The organism is Lysinibacillus sphaericus (assembly GCF_001629735.1).
GTDB lineage: Bacteria > Bacillota > Bacilli > Bacillales_A > Planococcaceae > Lysinibacillus > Lysinibacillus pinottii.
On the sequence record NZ_CP015224.1, the window covers coordinates 1,775,912 to 1,799,012 of the forward strand.

Sequence of the window (23,101 nt, forward strand, 5' to 3'; positions counted from 1 at the left end):
CACTATAATCCAAAAGTACTTAAATTGTTATTAATTGTTCTATTTAACATCTATTAGTTCAAGAATATTGTTTAAATTTAGTTTTGATCATCTGTAATAATCTTTGTATTTCCTAGTAAAGGTTCACTTGCAAAATGTGGATATCTTGCTATTGTTGTATAGTTATCGTTTAAAGCAACCCATGGGATCGTATTAACCTGAGTTCCATCACTACGATGTAAAGTAAATTCTGACGCTAAAACATAGCCTGTATATCTAACAGGAAAATTTTCTGTATTTGTGTATTCTCTAGTATAAGTTGTTTCTATTAACAATTGGGAGGTATTAGTTATTTGAGTCTTTGTATCATAGGTGAACCCCCCCTTAATTCCAAACGTTTTATTTCCAAACCTTAATCCGAAATCTGCTCCGATTGAAACATTAATCCCGTCAGTCATACTTATTTGAGAAGTGTCAGTGATACCTGATTTCTCAGTTTTTGTCTCTTTAGAGCCGGGTGGAAAGAGCGCGGACCACATGCTTTGCCAATATTGAGTGTGCTTTACATAATAATATGGAGTGGTTTTCATTCTCTCCCCCAAACTAATAAAATCCGAAACCATTATACATGGGATAAGAGTACTTCCTATTATTGATTTCTCTGATTGATTAGGTCCTATATCATCGATACCGCTTAATACTGGAGTTTTAGGGTATTGCTCGTTTTCTGGAAGTGAAGGCAAGGTTAAATATATTTGTTCCTTATTAGAAATTAATATGTTGCTATTATTTTCAATATTGTTAGTGTAATAAAGGCGAGATGGCAGCTCATGGGAATGCGGTTCTAGAGCTCTCACATCTGTTGCGGATTCAGGATTTTGTATCGCTAAATAATAAGTTGCCATAGTTCTTTTGACCTCTCTAAAAAACTGTAATGGGCTACCAGTATAGATATCTGATACTACACTTGTGGCTTCTCCGGTAAAAACGGACCCATTATGCCTATTTGCAATAATTACTCGACCATCATCAGTAGGAAAAAAAATAAAATATTGATTATTTTCTCTGCTACAGATTTCTGTCATGATATCCCCATTAGGGGCTGAGGGTGCATGTATACAGAAAGGATACTCGCTATTATAAAAATCCATAACGCGAATGTACTTTCCTTCTGTGGGTATAAAAGAATCAATAAAATCCAAATTTCTCATGTCTTTTAGCTCCCTTTCAAAAAATATATTGCAATAACACTCTAAATACTATTTATACATTTAAAAATTATTCTTATGTGTCAAAATTAAGTTGTTGTCTTAATATATACTATTTATTTCATCTATCTACTATTTTAAATAACATGGTAATGAATATTTGAAGTTAAAGTATCACTGGTTAATTTTAGGTATTAATTCTTCATTCGTTTTTACAATAACTTCACCATTTTTAAAGATTAAAGGTGTTTTAAATATGTGTCCATCGTAACTATTTTCACATCGAATAATTGTATGTTTTGTTAGCGTAAGTGGATTAGTTATAGGTGCATTAGGATACGATTGTATACCTGCCAATCGATAATCTACAGCAACCCAATTTTTTACAATTTCACCATTAACGCGTTTTAGTGTGAATTCTCTAGCCAATGCGTATTTCACATATCTAACATCCAAATCATTAGAATTATAATACTCCATTTCTTCTACTCTTTCTCCTAACTGAGTGGTCGTTTGGGATAAAGGCCTATTTAGCCCCCTTGTTATTTGTTCCTTAAATCCACTAGATCTAAAATAAAAAAGCATGCCAAAATCTGCTCCAATATACATATTTAAATCTTCAATCATGCTATTTTGTACAACTTCAGATATTCCTGTTCGTTCCTGTATTTTTACAGTTTGATGAGCAGGTATAATTTGTGACCATAATTGATGCCAGTATTCTTTATATTCTAAAAGATAGTAGGTATTAAATTTCATTTTATCGGAATTGTTTAAATTAGGATCATGTACTATTATACAAGGTAATAGCGCACTTCCTTTAACTGCTCTTACTGCATCTTTTGGTAATACTCCAGAATCATCGAGACTAGTAGGCTCAGGAATATTCTCAAGTAAGGATGTTTGGGGTAATTGAGGAATTGCCGCAGCATAAAATGAACTATTAACGAAAGCTGTTAGTTGAGTTTCAGAAGCTGGAGGGTAAATTGGGAAGATTTTTGCAGTAGATAGTAATATTGTCCTACTGTCAAGCGCCCTACAATTTGACAATACACGTGTTTTGTTTTGTGTATAGAATTGAAAAAATTGCTCTCCCGTAATATAATCTCCACTACCTACCTGCTCAAACTTTTGTCTCTCTTCTCCGGTATAATGTCTACTTATGATAGGGTGATTGTTATTATCCAAATAAGTAGGTGCTTCATCAAAAACTTCTCCATCGTCTCTATCTGCAATAATATATCTACCATCATCTAATAAAAACCGAATCAAGAATCGAGGATCTTTATTATCATACATTATTGAATATTCGTTAGATGGGCAATTTTCGATACTTGAAGGAAATTCGGTTTTTGATAAACCATAACCATTCCGTGAATATTTATTCTTAAGGTTATAAAATTTTTTTGATATTTCTGGAAGGTTATAATTTAGGCTTGTAGGAGTAGTATTTAGCGGGTAATTAGTAAATTTCTTTCCGCATTTTTCTGAAACGCCAGAATTGTCTTTTGAATCGCACATGCTTTCTTCATCTCCTTATCATTGATAAAAAATACTTCTCATTATATTATTTAAAACCTAAAAAGTTCATTAAATAACGTTAACCAAAAAGAAGGTACCTTTAGAACGATGGGACTGAAACCGATATGTTAGATAGTATATACCGAAAAAGTTGTTTGTTTAATTTCAATTGAATTAATTAAAGTATTGTTATAATAATTATATAATCTCTTACGGTTTAATCTACAATAGACGTTGTAGTTCGAATTAATCCGGAGATACAACGTTTCTCCTTTGATTGCTTGGTACGCCCTAGAGTGCAAGTTTTTCATCACCTTCTTAGAATTAAGAGCACAAGCCGCTTAATACATTTTTATTATTTCCACTATCTACTTGACAGGGTGCAGTTCACTAGGTCTTTTTTTGATTAATTTCTATAGAAATACATATATTACTTCGTGTATTGTTACACAGAAAGAAACTGAAAGTTACCTTTAATCTTCACATGTTGACAAGCTTCCTTAATAGGTGTCATCTGTAAGTCACAAACTACTACATTATTACAGTTCAGGTGTATATGCTGAGAACTGTCCACACTACAGTTCAATATCAAATCCACACACACACTATTTTGACAACTAATAGCAATTTCTTTAATATGGGGTTTGGCCGAACATCCTTTTTGTTCACAAGTTGGTTTTACAACTATATTAGCAATAAATGGGATACATCCTTTTGCCTTTAAAACGTGTAAATCCACTTCTGCATTACCACAGTCATCTACTTGAACTGTTTTGCGGCATGTTTCTTCTACTGTTGCCAAACAACCCAAATGATACATTATTTTAGGTTGATAATTTGAAATCACTTCAAATCCATATGGAATAGAAATGACACAACAAAATGGGATTTTATGCGATTCTTTACCAGCACTTTGATGCAATAATTCTTCCTGAGAAGTATGAAGTTCTTCAAAACGATCATGATTGGTATTCATCTGATTCCCCTTGCCTCCTTTCCAAATTTAATATATTTTTTAAAAAAAGAATTATTCCTTTTTTTATAAAAATAACTTATAAAGCCTCGTTCTTTTCACATGTTGCGTTTAACCACACTTATTTCCAAGTTATGTATTTGGACATCCTATATCAACCGTTATTTCATACCTAAATAGCTATTCTTTCGTTAGAAGAGAATAGAGATTTTTGAAAGCTAATTTATTTCTCACTTGATTTTCTGTACGAGGAAAACCGAAGGTTGACAACAAACTGGTCTTAATATTAATGGCAGTGCATCCTTAGGAAACATTCTGTCATTAATTTAGCAAGCTAAAGAAATAGAAAAACTTTGTAAATAAGCAAAAAGGGAAATCGTACAGTATCGATTTCCCTTTTTTTGCTTGAATATCAGCTAGTTTTGTCCCAGTCTCAGATCATGATAAGTACCAAAATACGCACTTACTTTTTAATAATTAGGTAGGACTATATAACAACTAAACTTTGTTTTTTAAAATGTCCAATTAATTACATCAACACCTTGAATATATTACTATCTTGTAATAATATTAGGGTTTTTCGCATCATAATAAATTTTATAAATCAATACTTCTTGAATCTACTAACTTAACTTTATTTTGATCCGTAACATCATACGTTTTCACATTTAATTTAGCTCCATATACCCCTTCAAAAGAGCCTTTACCCTCTACAACAACAAAAGTTGCACCTAAAAAGGGAATAATCACTACTCCGTCATTTTCAACTTCTTTTTTTTGACTATCTGATAGTCCATCATAGTGTTTGTACAGAGGATCATTAAATGTAAATTGTTTAATTTCTTGCATTCCCATCCATCCAGTATAAGAACCTGTTGTTTTAATTGTATTTATAGGGTATGGATTGTGAGTGTTTCTCCCATAAAATTTCACTGTCCCTTTGTAAGTCCTTTGGCTATATTCTACTACTGCTTTATAAATTTTATTAGGTGGCACTTTAACAGGCTGTGATGGCGCTTCTAACGTATAAGTTTTACTTAAAGTATTGGTGTTTGTACTACCCGAATTATATTCTAAGTTAATTTTACCCCCTTCGTTCAATATTAATGGTATTGTGAAATCGCGACCAACATTAATCTTAAATCCTTTTGAAACACTAGTTGATGTGGATTCGGTGTATGTTTCACTAAATTTAGAAGTATTATAGGTTTGTTCTTGATTTGTATTATTCTCAAATATGTTTTCTCCTAAAAATTTGGGGATTGTTGAATCGTAATACAAGCTTTCAATTTCTTCTCCAGAAATTGATAAATCTACTTCTGAGGAAATTGAATCAGGATTTTTTCGTAACTGGAAGTCATGATTAACTCCTATAGAATTCGGTGCTTCATACCAAGTCAAGGATAAATTCCTTTGATAATAATAGCTCCCTATCTTCTCGAGTACTTGATTAACGTTTGTAATACCAATATTTTTCTCTTGCATACTATTTGATTCTGCATAAGTTTGGCTAGGATTTATAGTCGTTGTACCTCCTAACGTTATAAATACCATTCCAATTATTAGTGCATTTCTTAACGTTTTACTTCGCATATCTCTTTCCCCTTCCAAAGAAAAATTTATTTATAATTAGAATAGTATTTATATACACATTTTTTTGCAAGTAAAGGTAGAATACACCTTTATAACGTATTTTAAATATATTAAGGGCTATAAAATTGAATATAATACTTTTAAATAGCCACTTAAACTATATTTATACATAATTTAAGGTTTATATCTTACTACTATAACCATATAAATTTCACATTTACACACACCTCCTATTTGCTAAATGTTCTGGAACATACAAATAAATACGCATCTATTTAAAGTCAATACTTTTCCTTCTGCTTGCCCCATTTGTTAACTTTCTGAAGGATATTATCGTTATGCACGACAATATACTAAATAGTTATATATGGACTTAAGTTGAGTTTCTCTCGATTTATAATAATTGATAAAAATACCTTTATTTGATATATAAATTATAAATTTAAAATGCGAGGTAAGTACGATTGAATCATCCTATACCTCGCTAAAGTGAACTAGATAAAGTTTTTCAGTACCCTCGTAAATTACCTAACTAATGCCATCCAATTAGCTGCCTAATTTTCTCTTGTATACAACTAATTATGACTATCTCTTAAATCTTAGTATACTCTGTGCTTATGGAGAAAAAACCAATGCGATATCCATAATCTATCAAATTAGATACAAACTTGGCATTAGGTAATTCACATAATACACCAACTTCTTGTAAAAAGCGTTGAGTATCTTTACATGTTGGGATTGATAAGGAATTTTTAGCTGTTTCCTCTAGTAAAGGCACTATTAATTCTAAAGCATACTTTTGTTTTTCAGACAATGTATTGTCTTTAAAAAGATTCATAAACTGTTCAGTATTTACAATTTTTATAGGATGACCCATCTGTATCACATATTCAATAAACTGTTTCCATTCCAATTGAACAGGATTAATAATATGGAAAGTTTCTCCTTCCGTTTCCATTGTACATACAAGTTGTACAATTGCTTTACTCCCAAAATCAATTGGTACTAAATCGATACACGTACGAATGTCTGGCGCCATTTGTAGTAATAAGATAGCTTTTATTAAACGATAAAAAGCATTTTCTTCTATATTTTCTTGAAATCTCCCGTCAAGTGTATGCCCTACTAGGTTTCCTACGCGATACACTGTGGCTGATACACCTTCTTTTATAGCTTTCCTTACTAATTTTTCTGCTAAAAATTTACTTTCTACATACACATTATCTAGCTGTTGTCCCTTGTCAAAGTCCCTTTCATAAAACAAGATTTTCTCATTATCATGAGGGGCATGTCCAGAAATACTTATTGTTGAAATATAATGAAAGCGTGCCCTTGCTTCTTTACTCATGTCTATTAAGAATTGAGTTGATTTGACATTGACTCGGATAAAATGTTCTCTGTCGCCATAGTGACGTACTTCTCCTCCACAATGTATAATTGTATCTATTTCTTGAATCAATTCCTTTTTAATATTTGGTGTAAGGCCTAAAGATTCCTGACTCAAATCTCCTTCAATTACCTTAACACGATGCTTCATTTTTTCTAAAATGGACTCACCAAAGTAAAATTTCATTTTTTCTTGTACTTTAATTTCCAATGATTCTTGTTTTTGATTCCGAACTAGGCAATAAATCAATGTATCAGGAAGTAATAATAACTGCTCTAAGATATGGGCACCCAGAAAACCTGTTCCACCTGTTAATAATACACAGCGAGGTTTCTGTTGTGTTACTTGTATTAGATTATCCCAATTTTTATTGTTTTCATGTTTATCTAGATTAGTATTATTTTCATTTTTATGCATTTCCACAGTGGCTACTATGTTGTTTTGTAGCTGGATCGCATCTTTCTCTATTTTTTTGGCCATTTTTTCTATTGTAGGATATTGAAAGAAATCCTGTATACGCAATTTAGGGAAGTATGGTTTTAATTTCACCAAAGTAGGCATAATTTTTAATGAGTGTCCACCTAGAGAAAAAAAATCATCTTTTATGTTTATGTCTTTTTTGTTTAGTACTTCTGCCCAAACATTAGCTAGTATCTTTTGTGTTTCTGTAACAGGTGCTTGATGATTTTTATTTTTCTGGTATTGGATTTGATATTTCCCTATTAATTTTTGAGCATCTATTTTGCCATTTTGTGTGACAGGAATCTCTGGAATGCAAACATATCCCTTTGGCACCATATACTCAGGTAAAGTAGTTGAAACATGTTTATAGACTTCTTCAATACTAATTTCTGTTTGCTTGTGAACAGTGTAATATGCATGTAATTCTTTCCCTTCTGCATCTGGTAGAACCACCGATTGTTGAATGCGAGGTTCTTGCATAAGCACATCTTCAATTTCTCCTAGTTCAATACGATATCCTCTTATTTTTACTTGTCTATCACGCCTACCCATGTATTCTACATTTCCATTTAATGATAGGCGCGCTAAATCTCCTGTCTTATATAAAATAGAATGATTGTTTGCTGAAAATGGATTTGATAAAAATGATAGTTTGGTTATTTCCGGTTGATTTACATACCCAATTGCTGTTCCTATACTTTCAATGTAAAGTTCTCCTATTACCCCAATTGGACATAACTGCATGTTTTCATTTAAGATATAGACTTTTGTATTAGCAATAGGTTTACCAATAGGAATATGAGTAACTGTACTTTCCACTTTTGTAGAAACAACGTGATATAAAGAACTTACTGTTGTTTCTGTAGGTCCGTATTCATTGACAATTTGTACGGTATCACTCATTTCAGAATGCCAATTTCGGATAGCCTCTGCTGATGCAGCTTCTCCTCCCATAATTAGGACCCGTAAACTTTGTAATGGACTACGGTGCTTGAAAGACACTTCATTTGCTAATTGTTTAAAAAAGGCTGTTGCTACGTCGGAAATCGTAATGTTATAAGTAGCAACTGCATCAAAATATGCTTGTGAAGAGATTCGTTGTTCTTCATTTAACAGATGAAGCCTTGCTCCAGTTAATAAAGCAGAAAAAATTTCCGAAACAGAGGAATCAAAACTGTGAGAGTAAAATTGAGATAACACATCTTGCTCTGTGATACAGAATGTTTTTGAACGCCATTCCACTAAATTGAGTACGCCAGCATGTCGGAGTAATGTACCTTTCGGATTCCCCGTCGATCCAGATGTATAAATCATATATGCTGTGTCATCCACTCTATTTTTACTTAAGATGTCTTTAATGGAAGATGATGCAAAAATATCTTCAATTAAAAACACTTGTTCATTATACGTTTGTATTTTCTTTTTTAAAGCTTCTTTAGTAAGAATTAGCTTTGCCTTACTGTCGTTAAAGATATACGATACACGATCTGACGGATATTTAATATCAATTGGCACATAGGTACAACCAGCTTTGAGTACGCCTAACATACATACAATACTTTCAAAGCTTCGATCTAAGAAAATAGCAGTTACATCATTGGGTTGCATTCCTTTTTCAATCAAATAATGAGCAATTTGATTAGAATAATGATTTACCTCTTCATAGGTATAAGAACTATCCTCAGTAGAAATTGCAATTGTTTTGGGTGTTCTATACACTTGCTGATAAAACCGTTCCTGTATAGAAGAGTATGGTGGCAGTGCCATACACGTATCATTCAATTTTTGGTAGATAGCTTTATCTGTATCACTTAACATACTTAATTGACCAAAAGATGTAGTAAAGTCTGTTTGTATCATCTGAATAATTTGCCACAATTGTTCAGCAAATCGTGAAATCGTTGTTCTTTCAAACAAATCAGTATTATATTCTAAGTCCATAATTAGACCATCTTCTGACTCTACAAATGTAAGAGATAAGTTAAATTTGCTAATTGTTTGTTTTACAGGTTGTATATCCAATCGATGCAAACTGAATAGTTGAGAGGAATTCTGTTGATAACTAAACATAGTTTGGAAAATCGGATTATCATGTTCTTTTCGTTCAGGGTTTACTACTTCAATTACCTTATCAAAAGGGTAGTTTTGATGTTGGAATGCTAAAAAACATTTTTCTTTTACGATTTCACACAATTCTTGCATTGTAGAAGCACCCGTTGTATTTATTCGAATTGCAACTGTGTTAACAAAGAAACCTTGGACATCTTCAAATGCTGTATGTTGTCTTCCTGACACAGGTGTTCCTATAACCAAATCATTTTGTCCACATATCTGCTGTAAAAATTGTGTGTAAGCAGTGAATAGCAATATGAATAGTGAAACATCTTCTTGTTGTGCAATTTTTTTTAATCCTGTCAAATGTATCTGATCTATTTTTTTGGACAGTACTGCACCACGATTCAAAGGATTACTTGACAATCGATCGTATGGTAGTGATAATTGCGGGTGGTGACTGTTTTGGAATTCTTGCTTCCAATATTGTTCTTCTAATTCCCATGTCCCTAACGAAAGATGTTTAGATTGCCATGCTACATATTCAACATATCTAACAACAGGTTTAGTATGATACACAATTTTATTTAGTAATAGTTCATCATATATCTCAAATAGCTCTTTTAGAAAGAGTTGTAGACTCCATTCATCCATAACAATATGGTGGAAATTCAAATATAACCAAGAGCAATCTTCATTTTCTGTGAATAGTATCGATCGGAATAACGGACCTTTCTCTAAATCAAACCCTTTTGAATCTATCTGCTGTATACACTTCAATCTATATCCGGCTTGTTTACCCTTTTTAATATTGGTAATATTCACGTGTATAGCTTTCACATTTAATTCTTCTTGTATGTGTTGCCCAGGCTCCCCTTGCTTTTCCCTGAAAACTGTTCGAAAAATTTCATGTCGTTTTACAATTTCGCATAAAGCTTTATTCAAAATATGGATTTGTATTCCAGGTTGTATTTGTACCTGAATAGGAATATCGTATGTTCTATCTTCTGGATACCTTTTGTATAAGAACCAAAGTCTTTTTTGTGCATGTGATAAAGGATAATGCGTTTGATCAGGAATTAGTTGAATTACGTCTTCACTATCAATCTGATTAAATTGGTCTATATATTCAGCACATGTATGAATCGTTCGATATATATATAAATCTTTTAAACTTATCTGTACATGGAATCTGGCATGAATACGATTGATGACTTGGACTGTGAGTAAAGAATGTCCACCAATCGTGAAAAAATCATCATCGATACTTATCTGTTCAGACTCCATCCGTAAAACTTCTGCCCAGATATTTTGTAATTGTAATTCAGTATCTGTATGGGGAGGGGTATATCTATGGGTACGGTTTTCTAATACAGACTCAGCTTGTTTTTGTAATGAGTCAGAATCAATCTTACCACTCGGTGTTAAAGGAAATTTTTCGATATCTTGCATGTAACTCGGTAGCATAAAATAAGGTAATTTTTCCGAAAGGTATGCTTGGAGATCGTCCGCATTCACATTATCCCCTTTTTGCAATATGTAGAAAGCCATCAATTGCTGATCACTACTTTTGTTCTGATAAACTATCACAGTTGCATGTTCAATAGAAGGGTGTTGAAGCATTTGCTCTTCTATTTCTTCTAACTCGATACGATATCCACGAATCTTCACCTGTTTATCTTTACGCCCTAAAAATTCAACTTGCCCATCTTGTGTGATACGACCTTGATCACCACTTTTATATAGTCTCGCATTAGATGAAGTTGGTAAATTAACTGTTACAAATGCTTCTTTTGTTTTAACAGGTTGATTGACATATTGCTGTGCAAGACCATCTCCACCAATATAAATCTCACCAGGTACGTACGGCGGACAAATTTGATTCTGTTCGTTCAAAATATAGATTTCTGTATGAGATAACGGTTTCCCAATTGGTATATTGGCTTGTGTTTCATTTACTTTGTTAATAATAGGGTATGTGGCGACACACACTGTCGATTCTGTTGGCCCATATGCATTTACAATTGGAATTTTCAAACCTACTTTTTCTTGCCATTTACGTACCGTTTCCGGTAGCAAGCTCTCTCCTCCAACAAATACATAGTTAAGCGAATTCAATCTATCTAATTCATAGATTGGTGCTTGTGATAAAGTATGGAAAAATACCGTAGGTAAAAGACAAAAGTTTACTTGTTGCTTTTCAATTGCTTCGATAAAGTGTTTGCATGATTTTCTTTCTATTTCCGAGAGAATGTGAAGCCTTCCTCCAGTTAACAAGCTACTATATATTTCCCAGACGGATGCATCAAAGATAAGTGAAGCAAATTGTATATGTACTTGATCTTTTTGAAAATGATACTTATCCTTTATAGATTTTATTAAGTGAATTACTCCCTTATGAGGAATTAATACACCTTTAGGACTCCCAGTAGAACCAGATGTATAAATGATGTAGGCTCCATCTTCCGTTGCGTGTGTACGTTTTACTTGCTCAAGAAAAGTCTGTTTAGACATGTCTTCGTATAAAATTACTTTTTGGTATTGGTGAAAATTGTGTAAACTGAACTTTTGACTTGTAATAATATGAGTCGATTCACTATCTTGTAACATAAAACGAATCCTGTCTTCAGGAAAATCTGGATCTACAGGTACATAGGTACCGCCTGCTTTTAATACGCCAATCATGGAAACAACAGCCTCTATACTACGATTCAGGATGATACTTACACGGTTTTGTTTTTGAAACCCTTGGTTCAATAAAGTTAGCGCCACTTTGTTCGACAAAACCCGTAATTCTTGATAAGTGATATTTTGTTGGCCCATCGTTATAGCAATACAATCTGGGTATATATCAGCTTGTTCATCAATGAGTTGATCTAATGTCAAAGGCGGTACGTTTTTCACAACCACTGTATTTTGATAAACATCATAATCCTGTGGTAAAAGCAAATTTAGATTGCACATAGATATATCACTGTTTTCTAAAAGGATCTTTAGTAAATGTTCAAATCTCTCTATAAAATTCTGTATGTCGTTTTCTTCATACATACCTGCGTTATAATCAACTTCAATGGTTATAGTATCACTTTGACTTTGAACTAATCGCCATACCATATCAAATATACTTACACGATTGTGATGTGTAATGACTCCCGTTTCTAAGTCTTCCATTCTTAAATTTGGAAGTTTTATCATATTGAATACTGTGGAGTATAAAGACGGATTATTTTCATTTTGATTTATAAATTGCTGAGTAATATGATTCAATGGATAATTTCTATGTTCTATAGCTTCTTTGACAGAGTAACTAACTTTTTGAACTACCTCTAAAAAAGTATCGGTTGGAGAAAATGCTATACGTAATGGAACAGTATTCACAAAATAGCCAAATACCTCTAAATCTTCTTCGTCACGGCTTCGCGTGTTAATTGGCATTCCAATTAACAAGTCTGTCTGATTTGTCATTTGATTTAATAAAACAATATAAATACTTAGCCATACACGATATGAGCTAACTTGATTTACCTTTGAAAATTGTTCTATAAGGTTAGATAAAGCTGGTCTTATTGGATATCGTAAAGCTCCACCTTGATATGTTTTTATAAGTGATTTTGCTTTACTTGTTGGAAATGCACTCCTCGATAAGGTGCCTTCTAACTTTGTACGCCAATATTCCCCAGATTCTAAATACTTCACTGTTCCAATATAATTTAGATGTTTATGTAAAAGATTTTCAAACATCCATATTTCATGCGTATTTTTTTCTGTTTCAACGGTTGTATCTAATGAATAAGCCAGTTCTAAGTCACATAGCAATAGTCCTAAACTCCAACCATCAAAAATAATATGATGAAACAACATGTAAAGGAGATATTCATTTGGTCCCAATTGATACAGTTGAAAACGAAACAACTTATCTGAGGTTAGATCGAATCTTGTGTGAAGATTTGATCTTAAAGAGTCGTCCAACTTTTGTTTTCGTATGCTGCTAGGATAGGAAGACCAATCATAAAAATCCAAGTCAACATGAACTTTTTCTTTCCTTATTTGCTTCAGACCGTCATTTGTAGGTACAATGTTCATTTGTAAAGCTACGTGCTTCACTACAATATATTCCAATGCCTTTTGGAGTCTTATAAGATTTAAGTTACCTTTTAATTGTATAGAAACGGGTTCATTATAAATGCCAGCTTCTATATCCATTTGATTTGCCAACCACATTACTTTCTGGTTTTCTGTTACATCGTAAAGTGCTTCGTCCATCCACTGGGGGTTTTCTAGTTTTAGAAATCGCTTCACACTGTTCCTCCTTATAAATATAAAAATTACCCACGAAATATTCAGGGGATTTAGATGTTTATTATGTTAAAATCGTATGTTTTTTGCATTTATAAAATAGAAGAATATAGGATCATATCACCAAAAAAATCACTTCTTTTTTTACTTTGGCTGCTTGTATGGAATACATATAATCGTACCTAAGTCTCTAAGAAACGAGCAATATAATATACAAAAAACACAGATTTAGCGAATAATCTTCTAGTTTGCTCACTGACAAACGGAAATGTTCAAGTCAAGTTTTAAATATTTGTGGTGTTTAGTGCACCATGAATAATTTTACTTACATAACTTATCAAGGTGTAAATATAATGTGTTTTTTAATACAACCACACAAGCTATAGAACGCTAATGGCTAACAGTATATACAAACAACAAACAATTGTCAATTTAATAAATAAATGTAAAATTCTTGTTTTATAGTGTTATTGTTTTTTTCTAAACGCAGTTAATTACGATAGGATTACTATTATGCCGAATTAAGTGAGAACGTGCGTAAAAACTGAAGTTAGAGAGATTGCGAAAGAAATTATTCGTATTTTCAAAGAAAGCTGTAACAATTACGGTACTCATAAAAAAATCATGAAAGAAGTAAATTACCCCTGACAAAAACACGTATCTCGCTGTCGGAGTACTCCTTTAATTAACGAAAAACCATAGTTGATATGTCATGTTCTCCACGCATTGAAGCTTAATATCATCATTAGATTAGTCTTACAAAAAAATTAAAAATTATTAGTATTGTCATTTTTTAAAAAAAAAGCATATATTGTGGTATTCAAAATAAATATTAACTGCACTTTATTACTTATGCTAAATTGGAGGTAAAAATTTGGAAAATGGCTTTCAAAAATATGAAACTTTAGATGAAGTACTACTAAATACAGTTAATCAGAAATCGAACATTCAACAATATTCTGAACGTTCTAGTTATAGTACTAGAGGGCGAAAACCAATCTCTGATGAAAAAATCGAGTTAATTAAAAAGCTGCATTTAAAGGGTCTCTCCATACGTTCTATTGCTAGTATAGTTAGGGTGGGATTAGGTACGGTACAGAAATACCGTAAATGAATGATAGAATTAAGAAGACTATAAGGAGATGATGGATGATGAACACTAAATTCTCAAAATTAAGCAAAAAAGGACTGAGTGCTGCCCTATTAGCAGCCGGAATCATAGGGATTTCGACAGCTCCAAATACATATGCGCATGGATTTGTTGAAAAACCAGCTAGCCGAGCAGCCTTATGTACTCAAAATTATGGAGCACTTAATTTAATGTGTGGAAGCATCATGTATGAGCCTCAGAGTCTAGAGGCGCCTAAAGGATTTCCGCAAAGTGGACCTCTAGATGGAAAAATTGCATCTGCAGGTGGCCTTTTTGGTGGTATCCTTGATCAGCAAACTGCAGATCGCTGGCATAAGAATACAATTACGGGAGGTCCCAATACTTTTACATGGAAATATACTGCGCCACATTCAACAAGCAAATGGCACTATTATATTACAAAACGTGATTGGAATCCTAACAAACCTTTAACCCGTGCTGACCTTGAGCCAATTGGTACTGTAGCACATAATGGCACTGCTGCATCGACTAATTTAACTCATACCATTAACGTGCCGACGGACCGTAATGGCTACCACGTTATTCTAGCCGTTTGGGATGTCGCAGACACTTCAAATGCATTCTATAATGTGATTGATATAAATTTGATAAATAATGGTATCTATGTGGATATGGAAGCCCCATCTCAACCAAATGGTTAACATACAACAAAAGTTACTTCTACTAGCGCCGAGCTAAAATGGAACTCTTCTACTGATAATGTTGTAGCTTTGAAATAAAGTTGCGATGTTTGTAAAAAAGTTGAGATAAATTAGGGAAGATTATTGAGTGAAATTATCAAAAAATTCGATTCCCCATCCTACCAGCACGTATTTCAATTTCGTATTCCTCTAGTATGTCAAATGCCTCTTTAACATCATTTTCGTATCTAGTGCCTTCTGATAAAATAAATAGTATTTCATTCATTGCAATTTGCAAATCCCTATGTCGCCTTGCATAACGAGCATCACTAGCAGCTTGTCTCATACGCTCTATTTTGGTTAGTTTACCCATGCTGTTTTCACCTTCCTTTACACGACAATTTGATTAAATCATTTCTCTTTCAACTGGCTTAATTGCTCGGCTAATTCTCCTATTTTCCTTCCGCAACAATCACAAATATTTATTGAGTGTCCATACCCATCACCAACAGGAGACGAAGTTGTTAGAAAATAATGATTAGGTTTAAAACAAATATGACACACGTAATTCCCTAGATCTTGTTCGTTGTTTTCTTCTTTATAAATTTCCATTGCTTCATTCAACAACTCTTCGTTACTTTTCTCTAACCAATCTAGCATCCAACCCTACATAGGACGTTTAGCAAATTCTTCACTATTCACATTTTTTTCTAATCGACAACGTTCCTCTTGTATAACGTCCATCATATCTGTTACTTGGAACATTGGTGCGTGACCACGGCGTTCCTATTGGTGCTGTATTTTTCCAATTGTTGAATGCATAATAAATCATTAGCAATTCAGAGCAAATTATTTGAATAATTGGGTTGTTTCGCACGAAATGCTCTACAACTTGTGAGAAAGAAAAAACGACAGGGAGGTTACTTCTCTTTACTTCATTTAGTATCTTCGGCATATAACGAACAAATGAAAAAATTTAAAAAAGCTCTAAAAGAATGATATTATCTTCTACAACGATACCAATCCAAGTAATCGTTTCATAAGGCTCTAGACGAAGAAAGTATATGAAAACGAATTAAAATACATCCTAGTACCGATAAAATAATTGCTGATTTAACCAAGAATTTATTGCGATATAGCATAATGAACAAAGGCAATATACCTTACATTGAACCTAGAACAATTGACTGGGTTTCTTCATGTAATAGCTTTGCTCATACTGAAGTTTGATATAACATAAAGTTACTACTAAAAATTAAAACCAGCATAATTAGAGTTAAATATTGATTTTGAGAAACACGAGAAAAAGCCCTTTCCCCCGGAGAAATTTGAAAAAGAAATAAAGGAAAGCTCGACAGATCCTGAAAGTGGATATTACCTGAACGATGAACGTACGAAGCAGTTTGCGTATTCCTTTCATGCAGCGACAGATGAAAAGGGCTTTGTCTTGGGTGCCATTGTGACTCCCGGAAATGTGCACGATAGCCATGTATTACACCCCCTTGTTGAAAGAGTCAGTCAAAACGTTAAAAAAGCATTAGCTGTTGCGGCAGATGCAGTCTATAAAACACCAGCGATTATGAACTTTTTGTTAGAGAATCGAATTACCATTTTTAAAAATAATGAAAGAGAAAAAAATGACAAAAGGAATCGAGTATGAACTTCTCAATTCCTTTTGTCGACAGTCTGCGAGGTGACAAACGCCACCTCTTTTTATTTAAACTATGTGCAAAATAACGCTTAAAATAGATGCAAATTACCTCAAAAATTGACATGTTAGTCCTTTGTTCTAAAGAAGAAAAGTATGATGAATTACAAATTATATCTGTAAATTAAATCAGGTGCTTAAAATGAGCCTTACTTATTTGTTTAAACGGCTATTAATTAGCTCCTCCACCTGTGTTTTGAGGGCTTGATTTGCATAACGTAGAACAGCATCTTCGCCTGCTGTTTTGATGACTACATCGCTGAAGTATTCATCAATTTTAACCCACTTTACAACAGCAATATTTTTCTTAATCAGGACTCGTCTTTTATCGTGGAAGTCTTTTCTTATACTTTTTAATAAACCTTCTACAATATTGATGTAGATTTTGGACATTTTTAATTTTTCAAGTGATGAATAGTCTTGTTGTAATGACCTGATTGCCATGTCTAATTTTATAAACTCATGCAAAACACTTCGAGCCTCTCCATTAATCATCAAAGTCCACCATTTTCGCGTCTTGGATTTTATCAAATGCAATACGTTTGATAGCTACATCCGTGTCTATTAGCAATTCCTTTTTGACGGTATCAGTTCCTGTTACTAGCCCCGTCTCGTCTCGTAAATTATTGTCGTTCCACAGCATTAACGTTATAAGTTTTTGCATTTTAAAAGCATATTGTATGGTATGTTCTATTTCCTCTAACTCCCACTCAGTTAATTCTCGCTTTTTATCGTAAAATTGCTCTTGCCTCAATACTCTAATGAGGTCAAGATGCTCAGGAAGCATCATCACTGTCCACTTCATTGAACCACGGTCATGTATCATCAAATCACTCCTCAAATTCTTAACGACACCAAATTTATAATACTCAGATCATTTCTTGTTTTCTTTTTACATTTTGTGCAACAATATATAGAGTGACTTGCAAAAACTGATCTTTAAATTAATTTCTTGACATTTAATATAAATTTTATATTACCTCTGTCTTTTATCATCCAATCACTCCTATGCCAAATGGCCGCCAACTAAGCGATCACGTTTGATGGCTGTCCCTGCCCCAGTAAATGAAACCGCTCGTAACAGCGCTGTTGCTCCAAACCTGTTGCGTATAGCATCCATCGTAGGTCCAATGAGCTGCCGTTGGGGCTTTCTTTCATCAAATAAATCCAACTGGATACTATGCTCCCTCTCAAGATTGGATATCCTTACCGTTAGCTGCCTTGCTGGTTCTCCCGCAAAGTACTCATCCAGCAATTCTATGCACGTTTTATACATAACAAGTGTTTCATTTGTTGGTGTATCCATCGTTTTAGATCGATGAAACCCTTTGGTCATCGCATTTCGGCTATATGAAAGACCCAGGCTGATTGTACGCCCAACAAAACCTGCATCTCTCGCTCGCTTCATGACATCTTCACACATTTCTAACAGCACTATCGATATTTCTTTTCGTGTATGATAATCTCTCATTAACATTTGACCCTTTCCAAAGCTTAATGCTCCATTAGTAATTAACGGTTCCCCTAGCTTTGATAAATCGATTCCCCATGCATGGTGATATAGCTGATTGCCCATAACACCAAATCGCTCTTCTAAGTCATTCAAATCTGCATTGGCTAATCCACCAACTGTTTGAATCCCCATCTTATTTAGGTTGGCTTCCATTTGTTTGCCAATTCCCCACATTTCAGATAAGGGTCTTACTGGCCAAAGCTTTTTGGGAATATCATCATATGTCCATTGAGCAAAACCAGTTTTCTTCGCTTCAAGGTCCAATGCCAATTTAGCCATTAACATATTTGGGCCCAGACCAACAGCACTTGGTACATTATATTGATCCAGAATCGCAGCCTGTATTTCTCGAGCTGCCTGTTCAGGTGATCCCCAAAGCTTTTCAGTACCCGTTAAATCAACAAAGCTTTCGTCTACACTATAAACATGTATGGCATCCACAGGAACATAATTAGCAATGAGCTTAGTAATGGTCATGGACATCTGTATAAAAAAGGACATTTTAGGTTCAAATAATTGGATATCTGGATGCTTCGGAATTTCGTACCGTCTACTGCCAGTCTTGATTTTATATTTTTCTTTCATTAATGGTGATGCAGCAAGGACTACACTGCCGGGTTGGTCGAAATTAGCTACTACAGCGACAGGCGTTTCTAAAATATCGATTCCATGTAGCATGGCGATACAGCTAGCATAAAAGCACTTCATATCGATACACATAATAGGTCTATTCGGCATTTCTTCATAGTTCATACAACCTCACGCTCTTTTCGGAAAACAGGAGTAACAGCGAGAATATTTTGGATGATAAAGGAACGCTTTGCTTGCCTCGTAAAACAGAATGCTTGCAATGAATCACCAACAATTTTAATGACTCTTACACGTCTTTTTGTGACGGAGCCATTTTTGGCTATATACATAATGTCCACTAATTGATTGCGTTGCATAGCTTTAATCAGTTGCTCTCTCATCGTAGTTTCCTCCACTATCTCTCAAAATTTTTAAAATTGGCTAATCACTTTAATTTAATGTAACTTTAGTTTCCATTCCTACAACTGTGCGTACTGGTAACGGCTTCAGGGAACCTGACTTTATCTCATTTTACGAATAGATTTCTCTGCACTTATCCTATGTAAGAACATCTGTTTGTATACATATTAGAACAAACGTTTGCTTTTTGACAAGATTAAATTTTTGGAAACAAAAAAAAGGAAAAAATAAATAGATTCAAGTTTTCACATATACGTTAACTTGTACGATGGTACAGGATTATTAAGGTGAAAGTATTAATAAAATTGCAGAGAAATGTGGATATATAATAGAAGTTTGTCGTAGTGAGGTTACATTGGAAATAAAAAGGGAATCATATTTACTCAGTCCAAACGTGGAACATGATTTCCCCCATTTCATTAGATAATTCGATTAAGATGATTTCCGATTAGAAATAAAAAAAGCAGAAATGCTGCTTTATCAACATTTCTACCTACTCCAGATTCATTTAGAAGCAATTTTTTATATTACTCGGCGAAGTTGCCCATAGCAATCGAGATTCTATTCCAGCTGTTGATTTGGTTAATGAGAATTACTAAATCGACATATTCCTTCTCTGTATAATAATTACGAACTCGTTTATATACATCATCAGGTACACGCATTTCAGACACTAAAGTAATGTGTTCAGTTAATTCTAAAGCGACCTTTTCTTCTTCTGAATAGAATGTGCACTCTCTCCAAGCACTTATACAGTATAGACGTTGTTCAGTTTCCCCCATTTTTTTGGCATCAGCCGTGTGCATGTTAATACAGAAGGCACAACCATTAATTTGTGAAGCACGAATTTTAATGAGCTCACGAAGTTTTCTATCAATACTATTCTTTTTCGTGTATTTCTCCATTTCCATCATTATCTTCATTGCATCAGGTGCAATGTCATAATAATCGATACGTTGTTTCATGTTACACTCCTCCGATTCAATTAAATTCCTTGATTTTGATGATAATTTAGTAAATTTCATGCATATTCAACCATGCCATCCTTGAGCAGGAAGAATTTGAAAACCACTTGTTTCGATTAAATTTACTCACTATACGGTCTCCCCACAAGAAATCAAGGATGACAATAATCGCCGATTAACTTAATCGCTGATTATTATTGTCTTTAATATAAGCCTGTTTTTAATTTTTGTCAAACTGATTTAATTTAGATGAAGTATTTTTAAGATATGATAATATACAAGATACATGTAAGTTTTTCTAAAGGGATTAGAAGTAGGTGATATGAATGAAATATAGCGTCATGGTAGAGTATGCATTACACAGTCTTGTCTATTTAATAGATGTGCCACCAGAGGAAAGTATCGGAATCAAGGATCTATCCGAATTTCAAGGACTATCCGAAACATATTTATCAAAAGTATTAGGTAAGCTATCTAAAGCAGGTATTGTCAGTTCAGTATCTGGTGTTAAAGGAGGATATAGGCTTAGTAAGAGGCCTGAAGATATTTCTTTTTGGGATGTTGTAAAGGCTGTAGAGGGTGAAAGTCCCATATTTCAATGTAAGAACATTAAAGCGAATTTTGCAAACAAAACTGGAAATTGTGATTCCTGTCCGTCAGCCACATCTGATTGCACCATTAATATAGTAATGTTAGAAGCTGAAGAACAGATGCGGAACTATTTACGAGGGAAAACAATTGCATGGTTAGAAGAAGAGCTTAATCGCACCTTGCCTAGTGAACGCATAGTAATGGCAAAGGAATTCTTCCACAAGAAAAATAGGTAACTCCCAAAAGTACAAATACCGAAACAAAGCACAGCCTCTTAGTGACTGTGCTTTGTTTTATTATTCATTATCGATTAAATCTTACAAGACGTTCAATTGGAAGTCGTGAAGAACCATAAGCAGGTGCCGCCGCTTCACCAATTGCTAATAATAAAATAGGTACTTCATTTGCAGGTAATTCCATGTATTCCGCAAATTTAGCTTTATCAAATCCGCCCATTGGAACTGTATCATAACCCATTTCTTTCGCCAATAGCATAATTTGCATGGACACTAAGCCAGCGTCAAAGTGGACGATATTTTCTAATGTTTTAGGCGAAGCTGAACTATACATTGTGAATGCGTCCTGTGCCAGTTTTTTGGCAATCTCTTCTGGCATATAACCTAACTCCACATTTTTTGCATAGATTTCCTCAGCATTTACATACATCTCAATATCGCCAATGACAGCAATAATAGAAGAGGCAGTTTCGATTTGCTCTTGATTGAATGAAAAGAAATTAATATTTTTTTGTATTTCCTTATCATCAATAACAATAAATCGCCATGGTTGCATATTGCTTGAAGAAGGAGCTGAAGTAGCGTCTTGTAGTAGCTGCATGATTGTTTCACGAGATATTTTAGTATTCGCATTGTATTTACGAACAGATTTACGTGCCTGCATAACTTGTTTTACTGTTGTAGTTGATAACATATGATTTCCCTCTTTTTCAAAAAATTTAAACTGCTTTAATTGTTACATTGATATTGCCCATTGTCGCTTTTGAATAAGGACATACAGTATGTGTTAGCTCTAATAATTGCTGTGCCTCTTCCAACTCTACCCCTTCAATATGACCTTCGATGTCCACAGCAAGTACATAATCAAAAGTAGCTTGCTCCATTAATTTAACGGTAACTTGAATCGTTGATGCATGTTTAAGCTTTTTTTGGCGTTTAATCAAATCTAACGCACTATTAAAGCAGGCACTATACCCGGCAGCAAATAATTGCTCTGGGTTTGTCACATTATCCAATTTTGAGCCTGGTGGTGCAATTTTTAAAGATAGGGATTGATCCTCTGCATAGGATGTGCCACTACGGCCACCCTCATTAATCATAGTCGTTGAGTATAATTCTTTCATCATCAAAACTCCTTTTCTATATCCCATATTTTAAATTGTAAACAATTCAATTTTTACAAATTGAATTGTACACAATTTAATTGCGTTTGACAAGTAGGAATTTTATTTTTAATATAAATGTTAATAGAAGAACATAAAGAGGGGATTTTTATGCCTAATCATTTAGATAATCAACTATGCTTTCTTTTGTATGCCACATCAAAGGAAATCATTCGACACTATACATCATTATTAAAGCCATATGATTTAACATATACGGGTTATATTACCATTTTAGCTTTGGAGGAAAACGAACAAATAACAGTGAAAGAATTAGGACAGCGTTTATTTTTAGATTCAGGTACATTAACACCTTTACTAAAAAAATTAGAAGCAAAGGGATACATTTGTCGTGAACGTTCCAAAGATGATGAACGACAAATGCAAATCTATTTAACAGAGGAAGGTAATAAGGTTCGTCGAAAGCTACCTGAGGTATCACGTCAGGTCATGAAACAATCTAATATTTCAGAACAGCAATTTATTCAATTGAAAAATGTTCTACAAGACATCATACACAATGATTGGGCCTTGAAAGATAAAAATTAAGCAAAGATCGTATCACCTAAAAATTTTGATTCATGCTAGTGGTAATAATTTTATACAGTCAACAGATAGAACCGTCATTGGACATTCCTTTCTTCCAACTACGGTTCTTTTCAATGGGCAGTTT

At 33.7% G+C, this 23,101-nt stretch carries 17 protein-coding genes and 2 pseudogenes; 5 read left to right on the forward strand and 14 right to left on the reverse strand.

Annotation, left to right across the window (positions count from 1 at the left end):
- Positions 1 to 77: 77 nt before the first annotated feature.
- The 5 genes from A2J09_RS08690 to A2J09_RS08710 form a co-directional block, all read right to left on the reverse strand.
- Entirely contained in the window at positions 78 to 1,190 is a 1,113-nt protein-coding gene (locus A2J09_RS08690; protein ID WP_012291791.1) for a toxin, read from the reverse strand.
- A 171-nt stretch (positions 1,191 to 1,361) separates the two neighbouring features.
- The gene (locus A2J09_RS08695) at positions 1,362 to 2,708 is read right to left on the reverse strand and encodes a Larvicidal toxin protein (RefSeq protein WP_012291792.1); all 1,347 of its coding nucleotides are present in this window, start codon (positions 2,706 to 2,708) and stop codon (positions 1,362 to 1,364) included.
- A gap of 445 nt (positions 2,709 to 3,153) precedes the next feature.
- Positions 3,154 to 3,684, reverse strand: a complete 531-nt coding sequence (locus A2J09_RS08700; protein WP_012291793.1) for an ABC transporter permease — start codon at positions 3,682 to 3,684, stop codon at positions 3,154 to 3,156.
- 594 nt (positions 3,685 to 4,278) lie between these two features.
- The gene (locus tag A2J09_RS08705; RefSeq protein WP_036161900.1) at positions 4,279 to 5,274 is read right to left on the reverse strand and encodes an ETX/MTX2 family pore-forming toxin; all 996 of its coding nucleotides are present in this window, start codon (positions 5,272 to 5,274) and stop codon (positions 4,279 to 4,281) included.
- Positions 5,275 to 5,866: 592 nt separating this feature from the next.
- Positions 5,867 to 13,474, reverse strand: a complete 7,608-nt coding sequence (locus A2J09_RS08710; protein ID WP_051563259.1) for a non-ribosomal peptide synthetase — start codon at positions 13,472 to 13,474, stop codon at positions 5,867 to 5,869.
- A gap of 871 nt (positions 13,475 to 14,345) precedes the next feature.
- Between A2J09_RS08710 and A2J09_RS08715 the strand changes: the two genes are divergently transcribed.
- Positions 14,346 to 14,585 carry a helix-turn-helix domain-containing protein gene (locus A2J09_RS08715; RefSeq protein WP_012291796.1) on the forward strand — a complete coding sequence of 80 codons (240 nt, stop codon included), beginning with the start codon at positions 14,346 to 14,348 and terminating at the stop codon, positions 14,583 to 14,585.
- Positions 14,586 to 14,623: 38 nt separating this feature from the next.
- Positions 14,624 to 15,346, forward strand: a pseudogene (locus A2J09_RS08720) (lytic polysaccharide monooxygenase); the annotation flags it as partial.
- A 73-nt stretch (positions 15,347 to 15,419) separates the two neighbouring features.
- Here the strand turns inward: A2J09_RS08720 and A2J09_RS08725 are convergent.
- Both A2J09_RS08725 and A2J09_RS08730 read right to left on the reverse strand, forming a co-directional pair.
- Entirely contained in the window at positions 15,420 to 15,635 is a 216-nt protein-coding gene (locus A2J09_RS08725) for a hypothetical protein (protein WP_012291798.1), read from the reverse strand.
- A gap of 38 nt (positions 15,636 to 15,673) precedes the next feature.
- Positions 15,674 to 15,922 carry a hypothetical protein gene (locus tag A2J09_RS08730; RefSeq protein ID WP_012291799.1) on the reverse strand — a complete coding sequence of 83 codons (249 nt, stop codon included), beginning with the start codon at positions 15,920 to 15,922 and terminating at the stop codon, positions 15,674 to 15,676.
- Positions 15,923 to 16,532: 610 nt separating this feature from the next.
- Here A2J09_RS08730 and A2J09_RS23435 point away from each other — a divergent pair.
- Positions 16,533 to 16,922: pseudogene (locus A2J09_RS23435) on the forward strand (transposase); the annotation flags it as partial.
- Positions 16,923 to 17,123: 201 nt separating this feature from the next.
- Here the strand turns inward: A2J09_RS23435 and A2J09_RS08740 are convergent.
- The 5 genes from A2J09_RS08740 to A2J09_RS08760 form a co-directional block, all read right to left on the reverse strand.
- Complete coding sequence (locus tag A2J09_RS08740) at positions 17,124 to 17,465, reverse strand: YhjD family protein (RefSeq protein WP_012291801.1); 342 nt, start codon at positions 17,463 to 17,465, stop codon at positions 17,124 to 17,126.
- Positions 17,458 to 17,796: a YolD-like family protein gene (locus A2J09_RS08745; protein WP_012291802.1), complete on the reverse strand. Its 339-nt coding sequence runs from the start codon at positions 17,794 to 17,796 to the stop codon at positions 17,458 to 17,460. The genes A2J09_RS08740 and A2J09_RS08745 overlap by 8 nt, the downstream gene beginning before the upstream one ends.
- A gap of 180 nt (positions 17,797 to 17,976) precedes the next feature.
- Entirely contained in the window at positions 17,977 to 19,236 is a 1,260-nt protein-coding gene (locus A2J09_RS08750) for a Y-family DNA polymerase (RefSeq protein ID WP_012294777.1), read from the reverse strand.
- Positions 19,233 to 19,454, reverse strand: a complete 222-nt coding sequence (locus tag A2J09_RS08755) for a transcriptional regulator (protein ID WP_031417871.1) — start codon at positions 19,452 to 19,454, stop codon at positions 19,233 to 19,235. Before A2J09_RS08755 ends, A2J09_RS08750 begins: the two co-directional genes overlap by 4 nt.
- Before the next feature lie 546 nt (positions 19,455 to 20,000).
- Positions 20,001 to 20,438 (reverse strand): carboxymuconolactone decarboxylase family protein, encoded by a 438-nt coding sequence (locus A2J09_RS08760; protein WP_012294779.1) that lies wholly within the window; start codon positions 20,436 to 20,438, stop codon positions 20,001 to 20,003.
- Between the two features lie 326 nt (positions 20,439 to 20,764).
- Between A2J09_RS08760 and A2J09_RS08765 the strand changes: the two genes are divergently transcribed.
- The gene (locus tag A2J09_RS08765; RefSeq protein ID WP_036161906.1) at positions 20,765 to 21,265 is read left to right on the forward strand and encodes an Rrf2 family transcriptional regulator; all 501 of its coding nucleotides are present in this window, start codon (positions 20,765 to 20,767) and stop codon (positions 21,263 to 21,265) included.
- Positions 21,266 to 21,332: 67 nt separating this feature from the next.
- Here the strand turns inward: A2J09_RS08765 and A2J09_RS08770 are convergent, their stop codons facing one another.
- On the reverse strand, positions 21,333 to 21,959 hold the full coding sequence (locus A2J09_RS08770; protein WP_012294781.1) for a nitroreductase family protein: 627 nt from the start codon (positions 21,957 to 21,959) through the stop codon (positions 21,333 to 21,335).
- Positions 21,960 to 21,984: 25 nt separating this feature from the next.
- On the reverse strand, positions 21,985 to 22,389 hold the full coding sequence (locus tag A2J09_RS08775; protein WP_031417875.1) for an Ohr family peroxiredoxin: 405 nt from the start codon (positions 22,387 to 22,389) through the stop codon (positions 21,985 to 21,987).
- Positions 22,390 to 22,539: 150 nt separating this feature from the next.
- On the opposite strand from A2J09_RS08775, the gene A2J09_RS08780 reads away from it, so the two are divergent.
- On the forward strand, positions 22,540 to 22,977 hold the full coding sequence (locus A2J09_RS08780) for a MarR family winged helix-turn-helix transcriptional regulator (RefSeq protein ID WP_036161909.1): 438 nt from the start codon (positions 22,540 to 22,542) through the stop codon (positions 22,975 to 22,977).
- The last annotated feature ends 124 nt before the right edge of the window (positions 22,978 to 23,101 follow it).

What these genes read in the sequence shown, in the direction of transcription:
- A2J09_RS08690 (WP_012291791.1), bottom strand. Translation starts at nt 1,190, where the DNA reads ATGAGAAATTTGGATTTTATTGATTCTTTTATACCCACAGAAGGAAAG.
- A2J09_RS08695 (WP_012291792.1), bottom strand. Translation starts at nt 2,708, where the DNA reads ATGTGCGATTCAAAAGACAATTCTGGCGTTTCAGAAAAATGCGGAAAG.
- A2J09_RS08700 (WP_012291793.1), bottom strand. Translation starts at nt 3,684, where the DNA reads ATGAATACCAATCATGATCGTTTTGAAGAACTTCATACTTCTCAGGAA.
- A2J09_RS08705 (WP_036161900.1), bottom strand. Translation starts at nt 5,274, where the DNA reads ATGCGAAGTAAAACGTTAAGAAATGCACTAATAATTGGAATGGTATTT.
- A2J09_RS08725 (WP_012291798.1), bottom strand. Translation starts at nt 15,635, where the DNA reads ATGGGTAAACTAACCAAAATAGAGCGTATGAGACAAGCTGCTAGTGAT.
- A2J09_RS08730 (WP_012291799.1), bottom strand. Translation starts at nt 15,922, where the DNA reads ATGCTAGATTGGTTAGAGAAAAGTAACGAAGAGTTGTTGAATGAAGCA.
- A2J09_RS08740 (WP_012291801.1), bottom strand. Translation starts at nt 17,465, where the DNA reads ATGATTAATGGAGAGGCTCGAAGTGTTTTGCATGAGTTTATAAAATTA.
- A2J09_RS08745 (WP_012291802.1), bottom strand. Translation starts at nt 17,796, where the DNA reads ATGATACATGACCGTGGTTCAATGAAGTGGACAGTGATGATGCTTCCT.
- A2J09_RS08750 (WP_012294777.1), bottom strand. Translation starts at nt 19,236, where the DNA reads ATGAACTATGAAGAAATGCCGAATAGACCTATTATGTGTATCGATATG.
- A2J09_RS08755 (WP_031417871.1), bottom strand. Translation starts at nt 19,454, where the DNA reads ATGAGAGAGCAACTGATTAAAGCTATGCAACGCAATCAATTAGTGGAC.
- A2J09_RS08760 (WP_012294779.1), bottom strand. Translation starts at nt 20,438, where the DNA reads ATGAAACAACGTATCGATTATTATGACATTGCACCTGATGCAATGAAG.
- A2J09_RS08765 (WP_036161906.1), top strand. Translation starts at nt 20,765, where the DNA reads ATGAAATATAGCGTCATGGTAGAGTATGCATTACACAGTCTTGTCTAT.
- A2J09_RS08770 (WP_012294781.1), bottom strand. Translation starts at nt 21,959, where the DNA reads ATGTTATCAACTACAACAGTAAAACAAGTTATGCAGGCACGTAAATCT.
- A2J09_RS08775 (WP_031417875.1), bottom strand. Translation starts at nt 22,389, where the DNA reads ATGAAAGAATTATACTCAACGACTATGATTAATGAGGGTGGCCGTAGT.
- A2J09_RS08780 (WP_036161909.1), top strand. Translation starts at nt 22,540, where the DNA reads ATGCCTAATCATTTAGATAATCAACTATGCTTTCTTTTGTATGCCACA.